Genomic DNA, 14820 nt, shown 5'->3' on the forward strand with positions numbered 1-14820 from the left:
CCAGGGTTCCCGTCCCTGGGAGCGGTCTGTTGATCGGTTATTCCTGGTCGTCTGCTTCGTTCTGGTTGGCGGCCTGCGCTTTCGCCAGCTTGTCGGCGCGCAACGCATCGCGGATCAGATCGTCGGTCAGAATGAGCTTCGCATCGCTAAGCGCCGTGAAGGGAATGATGGCCTTCTGCTCTTCCCCATAGGCGACCTGGTCACGCTCGAGCGTGAATCCATCGGCGTCTGCTTCGACGATCTTGCCGCGGAAGCGTTTGCGGTTGCCGATCATGATCGACGTTTCGCACTTTACAAGGTGGCCCTGCCAGCGGACGAAATCGGATTTCCGCACCATCGGACGGTCGATGCCGGGCGAAGACACCTCAAGATGATACTCTTTATCGATCGGATCTTCCACATCGAGGACGGGAGAAATCGCCATCGAGACTTCTTCGCAGTCCTGAACCGTCATCGTGCCGTCATTGCGTTCGGCCATCACCTGCATCGTCGCGCCGTTCTGGTTCAGCATGCGCACGCGGATGAGCCGGAAACCCATGCCGACGAGAACGGGTTCGATGATATCGGCAAGACGCTGGTCGAGCCCGGTTTCGGTAATCAGCCGCGGCTCAAGTTCGTTGTCTGCGTTTGTCATGTCCGACAAGCGGCGCTCCTCGCAATTTCAAGCTGTTCGGGCGATCGAGCTAATAAAAAAGAGCGGGTCCTTGCGGCCCACTCTTCATCAAGCGATCAAGAATTTGAGAGCCATATAGTCGGGTTTTTCCGAAATTGCAAGGTCTGCGACCGATTCCGCCAAATCGCTTCCGGCAAGGCGAACGAGCCTATGGCCAGCGAAGGTCTTGCGCATATATTGCCGGGGGGTCTCAAAAACAAAAGCGGGAGAAATCGTGGCCTACACCTCAGCGACATTGGCGCCCTTGCGGCACGATACCTATCGGGCCATCTGGTTTGCCAGCCTTTCCTCGAATTTCGGCGGCCTGATCCAGGCGGTGGGTGCTGCCTGGATGATGACGACCATCACCGCTTCGGAGGATATGGTCGCGTTGGTTCAGACCTCGACGGCGCTGCCGATCATGCTGTTTTCCCTGGTATCGGGCGCGCTCGCCGATAATTACGACCGACGCCGGGTCATGCTGACGGCGCAGTGCATGATGCTCGTGGTGTCGGCGCTGCTGACCGCATCAGCCCTTCTCGGCTGGATAACGCCCTGGCTGCTGCTCTTCTTCACCTTCCTGATCGGCTGCGGCACGGCGCTCAACAATCCCTCCTGGCAGGCCTCGGTCGGCGACATGGTGCCGCGCGCCGATCTGCCGGGCGCCGTCACGCTGAACAGCATGGGCTTTAATATCACCCGCAGCGTCGGCCCGGCGATCGGCGGCGCCATCGTGGCGGCGGCGGGTGCTGCCGCGGCGTTCGCGGTCAACACCCTGAGTTACCTCCCATTGATCTACGCTTTGCTGCGCTGGCGGCCGAGCACACCGGTCTCGACTCTGCCGCGTGAGGCGCTCGGCAGCGCGATCTTTGCCGGCTTGCGCTACGTCTCGATGTCGCCCAATCTCGAAAAGGTTCTGGTCAGGGGCCTTATATTCGGTGTCGGCGCCAGCTCCATCCTGGCGCTGCTGCCGATCGTGGCGCTCGATCTCGTCGCCGGCGGTCCGCTGACCTATGGCTTCATGCTCGGCGCCTTCGGTATTGGCGCGATCGGCGGTGCGGTGCTGAGTGCAAGAATTCGCCAGGCGCTGTCCAGCGAGACGATCGTCCGCCTCGCCTTTGCCGGCTTTGCGCTGAGCGCCGTCATCGCCGCCATCAGTCCGAGCGCCGTCCTCACATCAGCCGGGCTGCTCATTTCGGGCGCCTGCTGGGTCTCCGCACTTTCGCTCTTCAACACCATCGTCCAACTGTCGACGCCGCGCTGGGTGGTCGGGCGCGCGCTGTCGCTCTATCAGACCGTCACCTTCGGCGGCATTGCCGGTGGCAGTTGGCTCTGGGGTGTTGCGGCGGACCGCTATGGGGTCGCCGATGCGCTGCTGATGGCGTCGGTCGTACTGCTGCTCGGCATTGCGATCGGGCTGCGGTTTTCGATGCCGGCCTTCGCCTCGCTCAATCTCGATCCGCTGAACCGCTTCACCGCGCCGGCCTTAAGCCTCGACATCACCCCGCGCAGCGGCCCGATCGTCATTCAGGTCGATTACGAGATCGCCGACGACGATCTGGCGGAATTCATGGCGCTGATGGGCGAGCGCCGCCGCATCCGCATCCGCGACGGCGCCCGGCATTGGGCGCTGATGCGCGATCTCGAAAATCCTGGCCTCTGGACGGAAAGCTACCATACGCCGACCTGGGTCGAGTACATCAGACACAACCAACGGCGCACCCAAGCCGATGCCGAAAACATCGACCGGCTGCGCGCGCTTCATCGCGGCGAAGGCCCGCCCCATGTCCACCGCATGATCGAGCGCCAGGCCATCCCGCCAGGCGACGATGTCTTCCACAAGGCGCCGATCGATCTGCATCATTGAGAGCAGCCATGTACAGTTTCAGGCTCGCCCGCCTATCCGATCTCGCCACTATCGTCCGGCTTCTCGCCGATGACGATCTCGGCGCCGCCAGGGAAATCGTCTCCGATCCGGTCGATGCGCGTTATCTCTCGGCCTTTGCGGCGATCGAAGCGGACGCCAACCAGTTGCTGGCTGTCGTAACCGACGCCTCCGACCAGGTCGTCGGCTGCCTGCAGCTGAGCTTTCTTCCCGGCCTCTCCCGGACGGGTATGTGGCGCGGGCAGATCGAAAGCGTGCGTATCGCAAGAGAGTGTCGCGGAGCGGGGCTCGGCGCGCAATTCATCGAATGGGCGGTCGCCCAATGCGTCGAGCGCGGCTGCGGTCTCGTGCAGCTGACATCGGACAAGACACGGAAAGACTCGATCCGCTTCTACGAGAAGCTCGGTTTCGTCGTCAGCCATGAAGGGCTGAAACGCAACCTGTGAATCCGGCTACTTCAGCTTGCCCTTCATGCCGGCTTCGGGAAAGCATGTCGGCTTCATGCCGTTCTTTGCCTGCCACTGGCCGATCGAGCGCCGCGTCTTGTAGCCCGGCAGTCCGTCGGTGCCGCCGACGTCATAACCTTGCTGCTCCAGCGCCTTCTGCATGGCGGCCACATCCGAACGCAGCATCTTGCCGACATCGCCCCACTGGCCCTCGAAGGCGCCGCCGTTCGAGGCGATGCGGTCGGCGAGATTGCCGATATAAAGCGCGTAAAGGTCAGAGTTGTTATACTCCTTGATGATGTAGAAATTCGGCGTGACAATGAATTCCGGGCCGTCGCGGCCGGCCGGCACCAGCATCATCCCTTGAGCCTTCATCTCACCTGAGGGAAAGGCCTTGCCGGAGATGCGCTCGATACCGAGCGAGGCCCAGTGCGAAAGCGGCTTTGCCAGATCAGGCCCCTCCTGCGCGCAGGAGACCGCTTCGGGTATCGACACCTCGAAGCCCCAGTCGCGATCGCGCTGCCAGCCCTTCTTGACCAGATAGTTGGCGATCGAGGCGAGCGTATCCGGCACCGAGGTCCAGATGTTGCGGTGGCCGTCGCCGTCGAAATCCACGGCATATTTCAGATAACTCGTCGGCATGAATTGCGGCTGTCCGAGCGCCCCGGCCCACGAGCCCTTGAAGTCGGCAGGCGTGACGTCGCCGCCGTCGAGAATATGCAGTGCCGCCACCAGCTCGGTCCGGAACATCTCCTTGCGCGTCGACATGAAGGCCTTGGTCGCCAGCACTTCGATCGCCGATTCCGGGATCTTCGCTGCCCCGAAGCCGGTCTCGCGGCCCCAGATGGCAAGCACGATCGAGCCCGGCACGCCATAAGTCTTTTCGATCCGTTTCAGCGTCGAGCCATACTGCGCCGCAAAGCCGCGCCCTGTCGCTGCGAGCTTCTTCAGCCGGTCTTCGTTGAAATAGGGACCGGGCGAGGAAAATTCCGCCTGCGTCTGCTTCTGCTCCTTCGGCGGCGGGAAACCGGGCGGGGCGAGATCCGGCAGATTCCAATTCAGCGAGATGCCCGAGAAGGCGGCCCTGAAGGTCTTCTCGGAAACACCGCCGGCCTTCGCCTCGGGCCAGAGGTCGCTCTGCACCCATTTTTGGAATTGTGCCTCGACATCGGCTTTGGAAGGGGCTGCGTATGAAGGGAAGGGCAGGAGGGTCGTCATTATCGTGAATGCGAACATCCGCAGCCGTCGTAGAACACCCCCCTCTGTCCTGCCGGACATCTCCCCCACAGGGGGGGAGATCGGATAGGAGCGTCTTCTCGCCCTAATCGACGGCCACAAATGGCCGAAGCCGCTGGGCACATGACCGAGATTTCGGGAGGCCTGCGCCTCTTGCCGATCTCCCCCCTTGTGGGGGAGATGCCCGGCAGGGCAGAGGGGGGTATGGTGCGGCATATATAAACCCCTCATATCACCGTCCGTGCCCGCAGCGCGGCCGCGAGCGTGCCCTCATCGAGATAGTCGAGCTCGCCGCCCACAGGCACGCCATGCGCCAATCGCGTAATCTTCACGTCGAGCCCCTGCAACTGGTCGGTAATGTAATGCGCCGTCGTCTGCCCCTCGACGGTCGCATTGACCGCGATGATCAGCTCGCGGATGCCGCCTTCGCCGATCCGGTCGATCAGTCCGCGGATATTGAGATCGTCGGGCCCGATCCCGTCGAGCGGCGACAGCGTGCCGCCAAGCACGTGATAGGCGGCGTTGATCGCGCCGGCCCGCTCCAGCGCCCAGAGGTCCGAAACGTCCTCGACGACGATGATGACGGATTGATCGCGCTGCGTATCGGTGCAGACGGTGCAAGGGTCTGTTGTATCGACATTGCCGCAGCGCGAGCAGATCTTCACCTTGTCATAGGCTTCGCCCATCGCGTTCGACAGTGGCCCGAGCAACTGGTCCTTCTTCTTGATCAGATGCAGTGCTGCCCGGCGCGCCGAGCGCGGCCCGAGGCCCGGCACCTTCGCCAGAAGCTGGATGAGTTTTTCGATTTCGGGGCCGGTGACTCGTTTTGCCATGCGCCGTTCTTAACTGATATGCAACGAAAACGGAATCGCGGAAGGATCGGCCGTCCCATGAAAATCCTGGCGCTGTGCATCGGCAATGCGGAAAAGCTGGCCGGCAAGAGCTACAAGACCGGTATTTTCAAACATGCCGTCAACGGCGCCGTGATGATCGATGCCGAAGGGCTGGTCGGCGATGCCATCTGCAACCGCAAGCATCATGGCGGTGTCGATCAGGCGGTTTATGTCGAGGGATCGCTGACGCTCGACTGGTGGAGCAGGGAGCTTGGCCGGCCGCATGAACCCGGCACCTTTGGCGAAAACATGGTAATCTCAGGCCTCGACAACCGCGACGTCGCCGTCGGCGACCGCTTCATAGCAGGCGATCTTATTCTTGAGGCCACCGCCTGCCGCATTCCCTGCGCCACCTTTGCGGCCAGGATGGCCGATCCGAAATTTGTCAAGCGCTATACGGTGGCCGCCCGCCCCGGCATTTACTGCCGCGTCGTCAGAGGCGGCGTGGTCGAGGCCGGAGTGACGGTCGAGTATCATCCCTTTTCCGGAGAGAGGGTGACGATGCCGGAGCTTATGAAAACATTCGGCCAACGGCTTTCGGAGGCGGACCGGTCGCGATATCTCGCTGCTCCCATTCACTATAAGCTACGGGCGACGCTAGAAGCGTAGCGTTAAGAACGGCGTTCTGTGGGGATCGTCGGCCCGATAGCAGCATCGGCTATCGGAACTGCAGTCAAAAGGAAGACCAATTGCCTGCTATCAAAACGGCAGCTTGAAGCCGGGCGGGATCGGCAGGCCGGCCGTGAGCGCCTTGGTCTTTTCGGCGGCGAGCGACTCGGCCTTGTCCTTGGCGTCCTTGTGAGCGGCAACGATCAGGTCCTCGAGGATCTCGACGTCGTCTTCCTTGAACAGCGAGGGGTCGATCTTCAGGCTTTTCAGTTCGCCCTTGCCTGAAATGACGACGGTGACGAGTCCGCCGCCCGCCTTGCCTTCGGCGGTGAGCTCGGCGATCTCCGCCTGCATCTGCTCCATCTTGGCCTGCATTTCCTTGACTTTGCCCATCATGCCCATGATGTCGCGCATCGTCTCGCTCCTTGTTGAAACGTCAAAATTCTATGTCGTCGCCGGGCAGGATGTCGCCTTCCTCGGATTCGGCGGCAGCCGGCGGCTTCAACTCGCCTTCCTCCTCCGGTTCAGGCGCCCGCACGCGCACGTCGATGATCTTGGCGCCGGGGAAATGCGCCAGGATCGCCGCGACATCGGGATCCTGACGCGCATCGCTGACGCGCTGTTCCTGCGCCCTGGCTTCCGCCTCCACCATCGTCGGCGCGCCTTCCTCGCGGCTGGTGCTGACGATCCAGTGGATTCCAGTCCATTCCTTGAGCTTGACGGCGAGCTCATTGAGCAGCGTATTCGGCGCGCCTTCGGTGAGGTTCACATCAAGCCGGCCGGGCTCAAGACGCACTGGCCGCACGAAGTTGCGCACCAGTGCCTTCAGCTTGACGTCGCGCTTCTCGGTCGCAAGCTCGACGATATCGCCGATGGAATTGACACGCACCAGCGGCTTCGGAGCCTCTGCGGCCTTGGCCTCGGTACGGCCGATATTCTGCGGCTCCGGATTGGGCACGGCGCGCAGCATCGCGGTCGGCCCCGAGGGCTGCGGCCGTGGTGTTGGCTCAGGCGCGCGCGCGGCAACGCTGCTCTGATAGGGAACCCGCGTCCCGTTGCCGCCGCCACTGCCGGAGGGTGAGGAGGGGCGCTGGCCGGCGTTGTCGCCGGAAAACTCCGCAAGCCGCCGCGCCGCATCCTCGGGCGCCGGCAGATGCGCCGCATGCGCGAGCCGGATCAGCACCATCTCGGCGGCGCCCGCCGTGCGCGACGAGCCTTCCGTTTCGGGAATGCCCTTCAGCAGCATCTGCCAGATGCGCGACAGCGTCGTCACCGCGACACCCCCAGCGAATTCTGCCGCCTTGGTGCGCTCGATCTCGCTCAGAGAAGGGTCGTTTGCCGCATCCGGCACATATTTCAGCCGCGTTACCAAATGGGTGAAATCGGCCAGATCGGTGAGCACGACCACCGGATTGGCGCCGGCCTCATACTGGCTCTGGAACTCGCCGAGTGCACCGGCCACATCGCCTTTGACGATATGCTGAAAGAGATCGACGATCCGGGCGCGGTCGGCAAGGCCGAGCATGCCGCGCACGGCTTCCGCCTGCACGGCGCCCGCGCCGTGGGCGATCGCCTGGTCGAGCAGCGACAGGCCATCGCGGGCAGAACCTTCGGCAGCCCGCGCGATCATCGCCAGCGCGTCGCCTTCCGCCTCGATGCCCTCCTTGGCCGCTATTGTCGTGAACAGCCCGACGAGATCCGACGCGCTGATACGACGCAGGTCGAAGCGCTGGCAGCGCGACAGCACGGTGATCGGCACCTTGCGGATTTCGGTGGTGGCGAAGATGAACTTCACATGCTCCGGCGGCTCTTCGAGCGTCTTCAACAGACCGTTGAAGGCCTGGGTCGACAGCATGTGCACTTCGTCGATGATATAGACCTTGTAGCGCGCCGAAACCGGCCGGTATCGCACCTGCTCTATGATCTCTCTTATATCGTCGATGCCGGTATGCGAGGCGGCATCCATTTCGATGACGTCGACATGCCGGCCTTCCATGATCGCCTGGCAATGTTCGCCGGGCACGCGCAGGTCGATCGTCGGCTTGTCGATTTCTGCCGTCTTGTAATTCAGCGCGCGCGCCAGGATGCGCGCCGTCGTCGTCTTGCCGACGCCGCGCACGCCGGTCAGCATATAGGCCTGGGCAATGCGGCCGGTCTCGAAGGCGTTGGTGAGCGTGCGGACCATCGGCTCCTGGCCGACCATCAGGTCCGTGAAATCCTTGGGGCGGTATTTGCGAGCCAGCACCCGGTATCCGGTGCCCGTCGAGGCGGCATCTTTTGATTGTCGCTCGGTATCGCTCATCGCCCTGCTTGTCGCCCGAATTGTCGAGCATTTCGTGGAGAGAAGGTGGGAGGCTGGCACGATGACCCGTGCCGGGCTCGTTAGGGCTGCTTCCTTCCGGACCTGACCCGGTTGGCGAGTGGCTCGTCCACCACCAACCTCCCGGATGCACATATCGGCAATATCGTCATCAAAAGCAAGCCAACATCCAAAAAAACTGCTAGTCCTAGGAAAAGACAGGAGGAATGTCCCTTGGACGGTTTTGTGCTCGACCCCCGGCTGGAAAACGACAGCGTCAGCGTCATGGTCATCGGGCTCTGTGATCTCAGATTATCCAAGGATGCCCGCTGGCCGTGGCTCATTCTGGTCCCGCGCCGGGCTGGAATTACCGAAATCTTCGAGTTGACGCCGCTCGATCAGGTGCTGCTCACCTTCGAGACGGAGCTTGTCGCCAAGGCCTTGAAGGACATCACCGGCGCGACAAAAATCAACATAGGGGCTCTTGGCAATATCGTCCGCCAGCTTCATGTTCATGTCGTTGCCCGCTTCGAAGGCGACGCCAACTGGCCGGGTCCCGTCTGGGGTTTCGGGCGCGCTGAGCCTTACGAGGACGCAAGGAGAGACGAATTCACAGCAAAGCTGCGGGAAGCCCTTTCATCATGAACCATTCGCTTTTCGATTCGGATGTGCCGCATCCGGAACCCAGCAATCTCACTGCCTTTGCCGCCAACGACCTCAATCGCGATTCCGAACACCGCGACGAACATTCCGTCGAAAGGGCGCTGGCAAAGGACGGTACCCATATCTTCGCATTCGCCCAGGACAAGCTGGTGCTGAAACATGACGGCCAGGTGCTCGATCCGCTGTTTGCCCGTTACGAACTGCAGGAATTGCAGCCGAATTGGGACGAGACTGTGCTGCTCGGCTACCGCAAATCAGGCGAGCCGCGCCTTGCCGTTCCCGTCGGCATCGACGTCGAGGACCTTGCCAGCCAATACAAGCCGGCCGACGGCCGCACGCTGTTTCGCGAGATGCTGATCGACGAAGTCTTGCTCGGCGAATTCGCTCAGGCCGCAAGCCTCATCCGCTGGAATGGCGACAACCGCTTTTGCGGCCGCTGCGGCGCGGCGATGGAAATCCATATCGGCGGCTACAAGCGCGTCTGCACCGCCTGCGAACACATGATCTTCCCCCGAACCGACCCCGTGGTCATCATGCTGACGATCGATGAGCAGCGCGGCCTCTGCCTGCTTGGCCGCAGCCCGCATTTTGCGCCCGGTATGTATTCCTGCCTTGCCGGTTTCGTCGAACCTGGCGAGACGATCGAGAATGCCGTGCGCCGCGAAACGCTGGAGGAATCGGGCATCCGCACCGGCCGCATCCGCTATCATGCCTCGCAGCCCTGGCCGATGCCGCATTCGCTGATGATCGGCTGTTACGCTGAGGCCAAATCGACCGAAATTACGCGCGACGAGACGGAACTCGAGGATTGCCGCTGGTTCACCCGCGAGGAAACAATTGAGATGCTGGAACGCCCGAGTGCGACGGGCAAGGCCTCTCCGCCGAAAGGGGCGATCGCCCACCGCCTGATGCGCGACTGGGCGGAGTGGAAGCGGTAACACCATGCCGGTCGCCCGCTCGGAACGGCTGCTGACGCTGCTGCAGACGCTTCGGCGTTATCGGCGGCCGGTGACCGGAACTGTTCTTGCCCAGGAAACCGGCGTCAGCCTTCGCACGCTCTATCGCGATATTGCCAGCCTGCAGGCCCAGGGCGCGATGATCGAAGGCGAAGCGGGCATCGGCTATGTGCTGAAGCCCGGCTTCATGCTGCCGCCGATGATGTTTTCCGAAGAAGAGCTGGAAGCCTTGGTGCTCGGTTCGCGCTGGGTGGCCCGTGCGGCCGAGCCGCGCCTTGCCGGCGCCGGCGCCGATGCGCTCGCCAAGATCGTCGCCGTGCTGCCGGCCGACATGCGTGACATGGTCGATTCGGCGACACTCTTCGTCGGCCGCAAGCGCCAGGACGAGGACAGGGCCGATGTTTCGGCTATCCGCAAGGCGATCCGTCTGGAGCGCGTGCTCGAACTGCATTACGGCGACGAGCAGGGCCGTATCTCCCGTCGCCGTGTCTGGCCCTTCGCGCTCGGCTATTTCGAGCATGTGCGCATCATCATGGCCTGGTGCGAACTGCGCCAGGATTTCCGCCATTTCCGCACCGATCGCATCATTGATATGGCGGTCCATGAGATGCGTTATCCCCGTCGCCGCACAGCGCTCCTAAAGGAATGGCGCGAGACGCAGGACGTGCCGCTGGAGACCTGAACGCTGCTGCCATAAACTGTCAGCAGGGAGAGCTATTATCAGTCTCACTTCACTACAGCGCCGCGCGTCTTCGGACGCGCAAGGACGCTGGGACATCCAGGTTTAGCGCGTCGTGCCGATGCGCTTGGGAAGGAGTACTGATCATGGTAACGCCTCCAGTCATTCAACAGGCCGGCGATCGCTTTGCCTCCGACAGCTTTGCCGATATCATTTCGGCCGAAACCTTTGCCGACGTCCGGCAGTCGGCAGGCTCCGGCCTACTGCGCCTGGCTATGAGCTTTTTCCGGATCCCCGAGGGCAACCGCTCGAAACTCGATATCGAAGCCATACCGGATTCCCGCAAGCGCGACCTCGGTTTCATGGATGGGCGCAACCCGCGCCTCCAGGACCGGTTCCCGCTCTAAATATCTGATTGTCCAACTCATCCACTCGCCGAGAACGGGCGTTGCCTTCGCAGCGCCTTTTGTTTCCTGCTGCCATAAATTGGCAGCAGGAGATCACGCCGACCCAACTTACTGCAACGGGAGAACCGAAATGACCAGCCCCAATCTGATAATTCTCTATGTCAAGGATCCGGCAGAGAGCGCAAGCTTCTATCGGAACCTCCTGAACCGCGAGCCGGCCGTCGAAGCGCCGAATTTCGTCGCCTTCCCGCTCGATGGCGGCTTCACCCTTGGTCTCTGGCGGCGCAGCAAGGTCGAGCCGCAGCCCTCGGCCATCGGCAATCGAGGCGAAGTGGCCTTCATGCTGGCGGGAGAAAATGCCGTCGCCAGGCAATACGATGACTGGCGTCAGCGTGGCCTGCCGATTGCCCAGGAACTGACTGAACTCGATTTCGGCCCGACCTTCGTCGTGCTCGACCCGGACGGGCATCGGCTCCGCGTATGCGAGCCGGATAAATAATCAGAGAGCGCGGGGCCTGTTAAAGCAGGCCTCGCATCACATGCCCCTTGTAGACCCCGAGGATGCGCACCTTTTCGGAGAAGAAACGCAGCTCCTCCAATGCTCGGCGAACGTTCGGATCGTTCGGATGGCCCTCGATATCGGCGTAGAATTGCGTCGCCACGAATTTTCCGCCGAGCTGATAGCTTTCGAGCTTCGTCATGTTGATGTTGTTCGTCGCAAACCCGCCGAGCGCCTTGTAGAGCGCAGCCGGAATGTTGCGAACGTTGAAGACGAAGGTGGTGACGACCTTTTCCTCAGCCGAAGTGCGTTGCGCCCATTCCTCATCGCGCGACAGGATCACGAAACGGGTGACGTTGTTTTCCGTATCCTCGACATTCTCGGCGACGATCTCCAGCCCATAGAGATCAGCGGCAAGGCGCGGAGCAAGCGCCGCCATCGAGCGATCGCCGGTTTCCTTCACGAGTTTTGCCGCCCCGGCCGTATCGCCGGCGATGACAGGCTTCCAGCCGTGAGCGCGCACAATCTTGCGGCACTGTCCGAGGGCGTGGATATGGCTGTGGACGGTGCGGATCTCATCCTTGGTGACCCCGGGCAGAACCATCAGCTGAAAGCGGATCGGCATGAAATATTCGCCGATGATATGCAGCCGCGATTCCGGCAGCAGATGATGGATGTCGGCGACGCGTCCGGCAATGGTATTCTCGATCGGGATCATTGCGATATCGGCGTCGCCATTGTCGACCGCCGTGAAGGCATCCTCGAAAGTCTGGCAGGGCAGCGGCTCCATTGTCGGAAACATGTCGCGGCAGGCCATGTCGGAATTGGCGCCGAATTCGCCCTGGAAGGCGATCCTGTTGGTCTTGATGTTCATGATAGTCCCGTCAGTTCTGCCGTGCAGAGAGGATGCGCTGCGCTTTTTCGAGGTCGGCCGGAGTATCGACACCGAGCGGAACCGTGTCAACGATCTCGGCATCTATGCGCATGCCGGCCTCCAGTGCCCGCAACTGCTCCAGCGATTCGCGCTTTTCAAGCGTCGACGGGCCGAGCGACACGAACCGTTCAAGCGCTGCGCGCCGATAGGCATAGAGACCGATATGATGGTACAGCGGCCCCTTGCCGTAGGGCGCCGTCGCGCGCGTGAAGTAGAGGCCGCGCAGGCGGGTGTCAGAAATCGGCGAGCCAATGACCTTGACGATGTGCGGCGCAGTCTTGTCCTCCTCGTTGTCGATTTCAATGGTGAGCGTGCCGATATCGACTGCTTCGTTCTCGAGGGGGCGCAAGGCCGCCCGCACCGTTTCCGGCTCGATCGTCGGCAGGTCGCCCTGGACGTTGACGATGAACTTCGCCTTGCCGTCCGGATCAACCTTCTTCAACGCCTCGAAGATGCGGTCCGAGCCGGATTGATGATCCTTGCTGGTCATGACGACTTCGAAACCGGCGGCGGCCACCGTATCGAACACTTGCGGATCGTCGACGGCGACGACGACGCGGCCGATTTCGGCTTCTTTTGCGCGCATGGCCACCTGCACGATCATCGGCAGTCCGCAAATATCCGCGAGCGGCTTGCCCGGAAGCCGGGTGGAGGCCATCCGTGCCGGGATCAATACGAGCACGTCGTCGAAATTTGAATCACGCATGGTTCGGGCCTTCTATTCCGGGCTGAAAAGTGTCAAAAAGTCTCACGCATAAGACCATTTAGACAGTTGCAACGAACAGTCAAAAGACATAGGTTCCGCGCGATTTCAAGATGGTCCGGTTCTGGTCTGCCGGCTGCAAGGGGAGCATTGCAGATGAATTCATACGTCAATACGGCCGTGGGGGCACTGCTCGGAACGATTTTCGTTCTGATGTCGGTCTCCATCGCGTCCGAGGGGATCTTCCATTCCGAAGCGCCGGAGAAGGAAGGTTTCGCGATCGTTGCCGAAGAGGCGCCTGCCGCCGGCGGTGAAGCTGCGCCGGCCGCTGCCGTTCCGATCGCCCAGTTGCTCGCTTCTGCAGATGCCAAGGCCGGTGAAGCGATCTTCAAGAAGTGTCAGGCCTGTCATGACGGCACCAAAGGCGGACCGAACAAGGTCGGTCCGAACCTCTTCGGTGTCGTAGATCGCCCGATCGCCTCGCATGAGGGCTTTGCCTATTCCGCTGCGATGAAGGATTTCTCCAAGGGCGGCAGCGAGAAGTGGACTTTCGAGAACCTCAACAAGTTCCTGCTGGCGCCGAAGAAGGACGTTCCAGGCACCGCGATGGGCTTCGCCGGTCTGGCGAAGGATCAGGATCGCGCCAACGTCATCCTCTACCTGCACACGCTCGCTGATTCGCCGGTGCCGCTTCCGGATCCGAAAACGGCCACGCAGTGAACGGCACGATGATCGCATTCATGGAAAAGCCCGGCTCGCAAGCCGGGCTTTTCTTATTATGCCGAGACCCGCTCAGGCGCCGAGGAAATAGGCCCAGAGCGAGACGGTGATAGCGCCGAGCGCGGTGGTCACCGTGATCGTCGAGGCGGCGAGGCTGTGACCGACGCCGAACCGGTTGGCGATCAGCCAGGCGTTGACGCCGGTCGGCACCGATGAGGTCAGTACGATCGCTGCCGTCCATGCAGGGCTGAGGCCGAGGAGATGGCTCGCCGCCCAGACGCAACCGGGCAGCAGCAGCAGTTTTAAGCTCGAGGTGACGCTGGCGATGCCGAAATTGCCGGAGACGCCGTATCTCTCCAGCGCCATGCCGAGCGAGATCAGCGCCGCCGGACCGGCAATGCCGGCGATCTGATTGACGACCGTCGCCAGCGTCGCTGTCATGGTAAGGCCGGAAAGGTGCATGGCCATGCCGGCCGCAAGACCGATCACCAACGGATTGCGTATGAGATTGATGGCGATCTGGCGAAGCACGAACACCATGCTGCGGTCGCTTTTGCCGGCGATCTTGCGCTCCGCGTGCTCCATCAGCACTGTGCCGGCGACCATCATGACAGGCAGATGCACGGCAAGCAGGATCGACAACGCCACCAGCCCTTCGTCGCCGATGGTTCGCTGAACGAGCGGCAGCCCGATGAAGACGTTGTTGGCGAAGGCTGAGGACACCCCGGCAAGTACGCCAATCCGTTCGTCGCGGCCGAAAAGCCGTGTGGCGGCGATATGCCCGGCCGTCCAGGTGATGGCGACGCCGGAGAAATAGACGATCCAGAGCCGGAAAGGGGAGGCGCCGTGGAAATCCGCTTCGGCGATGGTGCGGAAGAGCAGAAGCGGCACGGCGATCTTGAAGACGAATTCGCTGAGCGCGTCGCCGACATTCGATGCCATCAGGCCGCTGCGAACGATCACCCAGCCTATGAGGATCAGGATGAAGATAGGAAGGACGTCGAGAATGATGGCTGACATGAGGCGGGATGCTCTGCGGGGAGGGGAATATCCGACCTCTACAGCATCGGTCCGAAAATCGGAATGGATTTTCGGTAAGCCCGATGCGCAGATTTAAAGAGTGAGAGCGTTCTTTGTGCGCCCGAACTGACGCACGGCGCTCGATCAGCAAAAGGCAAGCGCCGCCCGATCCGGCCGCGGAGCTCTCCGCAAAGCAAAAAAAGCGGGCACAGCCCGCTT

At 62.0% G+C, this 14820-nt stretch carries 17 protein-coding genes and 1 other RNA gene; 9 read left to right on the forward strand and 9 right to left on the reverse strand.

Features of this window, described 5'->3' with window-relative positions; genetic code table 11:
• Window positions 1-37: 37 nt before the first annotated feature.
• A complete protein-coding gene (gene rimP / locus ACQ7C1_RS28360) occupies window positions 38-643 on the reverse strand; it encodes a ribosome maturation factor RimP (RefSeq protein WP_430960672.1) in 606 nt (201 codons plus the stop codon).
• A gap of 196 nt (window positions 644-839) precedes the next feature.
• Here rimP and ACQ7C1_RS28365 point away from each other — a divergent pair, with 196 nt between their 5' ends.
• Together ACQ7C1_RS28365 and ACQ7C1_RS28370 are read left to right on the forward strand one after the other, a co-directional pair.
• Window positions 840-2519: an MFS transporter gene (locus ACQ7C1_RS28365; protein WP_430960673.1), complete on the forward strand. Its 1680-nt coding sequence runs from the start codon at window positions 840-842 to the stop codon at window positions 2517-2519.
• Window positions 2520-2527: 8 nt separating this feature from the next.
• Complete coding sequence (locus ACQ7C1_RS28370; protein ID WP_430960674.1) at window positions 2528-2983, forward strand: GNAT family N-acetyltransferase; 456 nt, start codon at window positions 2528-2530, stop codon at window positions 2981-2983.
• A 6-nt stretch (window positions 2984-2989) separates the two neighbouring features.
• On the opposite strand, the gene ACQ7C1_RS28375 is transcribed toward ACQ7C1_RS28370, so the two are convergent.
• Window positions 2990-4219, reverse strand: coding sequence for a lytic murein transglycosylase (locus ACQ7C1_RS28375; protein ID WP_430960675.1), 1230 nt, complete (start codon window positions 4217-4219; stop codon window positions 2990-2992).
• 227 nt (window positions 4220-4446) lie between these two features.
• A complete protein-coding gene (gene recR / locus ACQ7C1_RS28380; protein WP_430960676.1) occupies window positions 4447-5052 on the reverse strand; it encodes a recombination mediator RecR in 606 nt (201 codons plus the stop codon).
• 57 nt (window positions 5053-5109) lie between these two features.
• Here recR and ACQ7C1_RS28385 point away from each other — a divergent pair, with 57 nt between their 5' ends.
• On the forward strand, window positions 5110-5721 hold the full coding sequence (locus ACQ7C1_RS28385; RefSeq protein ID WP_430960677.1) for an MOSC domain-containing protein: 612 nt from the start codon (window positions 5110-5112) through the stop codon (window positions 5719-5721).
• Between the two features lie 90 nt (window positions 5722-5811).
• Here ACQ7C1_RS28385 and ACQ7C1_RS28390 read toward each other — a convergent pair whose 3' ends face one another.
• From ACQ7C1_RS28390 to ffs, 3 genes are all read right to left on the reverse strand, one after another.
• Window positions 5812-6135 carry a YbaB/EbfC family nucleoid-associated protein gene (locus tag ACQ7C1_RS28390; protein WP_085776519.1) on the reverse strand — a complete coding sequence of 108 codons (324 nt, stop codon included), beginning with the start codon at window positions 6133-6135 and terminating at the stop codon, window positions 5812-5814.
• A gap of 22 nt (window positions 6136-6157) precedes the next feature.
• The gene (locus ACQ7C1_RS28395; protein ID WP_430960678.1) at window positions 6158-8023 is read right to left on the reverse strand and encodes a DNA polymerase III subunit gamma/tau; all 1866 of its coding nucleotides are present in this window, start codon (window positions 8021-8023) and stop codon (window positions 6158-6160) included.
• A gap of 45 nt (window positions 8024-8068) precedes the next feature.
• An RNA gene (gene ffs, locus ACQ7C1_RS28400) (signal recognition particle sRNA small type) lies at window positions 8069-8165 on the reverse strand.
• An 89-nt stretch (window positions 8166-8254) separates the two neighbouring features.
• Between ffs and ACQ7C1_RS28405 the strand changes: the two genes are divergently transcribed.
• The 5 genes from ACQ7C1_RS28405 to ACQ7C1_RS28425 all read left to right on the forward strand — a co-directional run bounded on the left by ACQ7C1_RS28405 (window position 8255) and on the right by ACQ7C1_RS28425 (window position 11224).
• On the forward strand, window positions 8255-8665 hold the full coding sequence (locus ACQ7C1_RS28405) for an HIT domain-containing protein (protein ID WP_430960679.1): 411 nt from the start codon (window positions 8255-8257) through the stop codon (window positions 8663-8665).
• On the forward strand, window positions 8662-9621 hold the full coding sequence (gene nudC / locus ACQ7C1_RS28410; protein WP_085776522.1) for an NAD(+) diphosphatase: 960 nt from the start codon (window positions 8662-8664) through the stop codon (window positions 9619-9621). The genes ACQ7C1_RS28405 and nudC overlap by 4 nt, the downstream gene beginning before the upstream one ends.
• A 4-nt stretch (window positions 9622-9625) precedes the next feature.
• Complete coding sequence (locus ACQ7C1_RS28415) at window positions 9626-10321, forward strand: helix-turn-helix transcriptional regulator (RefSeq protein WP_085776523.1); 696 nt, start codon at window positions 9626-9628, stop codon at window positions 10319-10321.
• A gap of 143 nt (window positions 10322-10464) precedes the next feature.
• Window positions 10465-10725, forward strand: a complete 261-nt coding sequence (locus tag ACQ7C1_RS28420) for a hypothetical protein (RefSeq protein WP_430960680.1) — start codon at window positions 10465-10467, stop codon at window positions 10723-10725.
• A gap of 130 nt (window positions 10726-10855) precedes the next feature.
• Window positions 10856-11224: a VOC family protein gene (locus ACQ7C1_RS28425; RefSeq protein WP_085776525.1), complete on the forward strand. Its 369-nt coding sequence runs from the start codon at window positions 10856-10858 to the stop codon at window positions 11222-11224.
• Window positions 11225-11243: 19 nt separating this feature from the next.
• Here ACQ7C1_RS28425 and ACQ7C1_RS28430 read toward each other — a convergent pair whose 3' ends face one another.
• Both ACQ7C1_RS28430 and ACQ7C1_RS28435 read right to left on the reverse strand, forming a co-directional pair.
• Window positions 11244-12098, reverse strand: a complete 855-nt coding sequence (locus ACQ7C1_RS28430) for a prephenate dehydratase (protein ID WP_097600445.1) — start codon at window positions 12096-12098, stop codon at window positions 11244-11246.
• A gap of 10 nt (window positions 12099-12108) precedes the next feature.
• Window positions 12109-12864: a 3-deoxy-manno-octulosonate cytidylyltransferase gene (locus tag ACQ7C1_RS28435; protein ID WP_430960681.1), complete on the reverse strand. Its 756-nt coding sequence runs from the start codon at window positions 12862-12864 to the stop codon at window positions 12109-12111.
• Window positions 12865-13017: 153 nt separating this feature from the next.
• On the opposite strand from ACQ7C1_RS28435, the gene ACQ7C1_RS28440 reads away from it, so the two are divergent.
• Window positions 13018-13581 (forward strand): c-type cytochrome, encoded by a 564-nt coding sequence (locus ACQ7C1_RS28440; protein ID WP_085776528.1) that lies wholly within the window; start codon window positions 13018-13020, stop codon window positions 13579-13581.
• Between the two features lie 72 nt (window positions 13582-13653).
• Here ACQ7C1_RS28440 and ACQ7C1_RS28445 read toward each other — a convergent pair whose 3' ends face one another.
• Entirely contained in the window at window positions 13654-14601 is a 948-nt protein-coding gene (locus tag ACQ7C1_RS28445; RefSeq protein ID WP_097600444.1) for an AEC family transporter, read from the reverse strand.
• Between the last annotated feature and the right edge of the window lie 219 nt (window positions 14602-14820).

The organism is Rhizobium sp. Nf11,1 (genome assembly GCF_050587665.1).
In the GTDB taxonomy this organism is placed as follows: Bacteria; Pseudomonadota; Alphaproteobacteria; order Rhizobiales; family Rhizobiaceae; genus Rhizobium.

Excerpts from the sequence above, each read along its gene's own strand:
- ACQ7C1_RS28395 (WP_430960678.1), bottom strand. The coding sequence starts at position 8,023 with ATGAGCGATACCGAGCGACAATCAAAAGATGCCGCCTCGACGGGCACC.
- ACQ7C1_RS28445 (WP_097600444.1), bottom strand. The coding sequence starts at position 14,601 with ATGTCAGCCATCATTCTCGACGTCCTTCCTATCTTCATCCTGATCCTC.
- recR (WP_430960676.1), bottom strand. The coding sequence starts at position 5,052 with ATGGCAAAACGAGTCACCGGCCCCGAAATCGAAAAACTCATCCAGCTT.
- ACQ7C1_RS28385 (WP_430960677.1), top strand. The coding sequence starts at position 5,110 with ATGAAAATCCTGGCGCTGTGCATCGGCAATGCGGAAAAGCTGGCCGGC.
- ACQ7C1_RS28420 (WP_430960680.1), top strand. The coding sequence starts at position 10,465 with ATGGTAACGCCTCCAGTCATTCAACAGGCCGGCGATCGCTTTGCCTCC.
- ACQ7C1_RS28430 (WP_097600445.1), bottom strand. The coding sequence starts at position 12,098 with ATGAACATCAAGACCAACAGGATCGCCTTCCAGGGCGAATTCGGCGCC.
- nudC (WP_085776522.1), top strand. The coding sequence starts at position 8,662 with ATGAACCATTCGCTTTTCGATTCGGATGTGCCGCATCCGGAACCCAGC.
- ACQ7C1_RS28435 (WP_430960681.1), bottom strand. The coding sequence starts at position 12,864 with ATGCGTGATTCAAATTTCGACGACGTGCTCGTATTGATCCCGGCACGG.
- ACQ7C1_RS28415 (WP_085776523.1), top strand. The coding sequence starts at position 9,626 with ATGCCGGTCGCCCGCTCGGAACGGCTGCTGACGCTGCTGCAGACGCTT.
- ACQ7C1_RS28375 (WP_430960675.1), bottom strand. The coding sequence starts at position 4,219 with ATGTTCGCATTCACGATAATGACGACCCTCCTGCCCTTCCCTTCATAC.
- ACQ7C1_RS28440 (WP_085776528.1), top strand. The coding sequence starts at position 13,018 with ATGAATTCATACGTCAATACGGCCGTGGGGGCACTGCTCGGAACGATT.
- ACQ7C1_RS28390 (WP_085776519.1), bottom strand. The coding sequence starts at position 6,135 with ATGCGCGACATCATGGGCATGATGGGCAAAGTCAAGGAAATGCAGGCC.
- ACQ7C1_RS28425 (WP_085776525.1), top strand. The coding sequence starts at position 10,856 with ATGACCAGCCCCAATCTGATAATTCTCTATGTCAAGGATCCGGCAGAG.
- ACQ7C1_RS28370 (WP_430960674.1), top strand. The coding sequence starts at position 2,528 with ATGTACAGTTTCAGGCTCGCCCGCCTATCCGATCTCGCCACTATCGTC.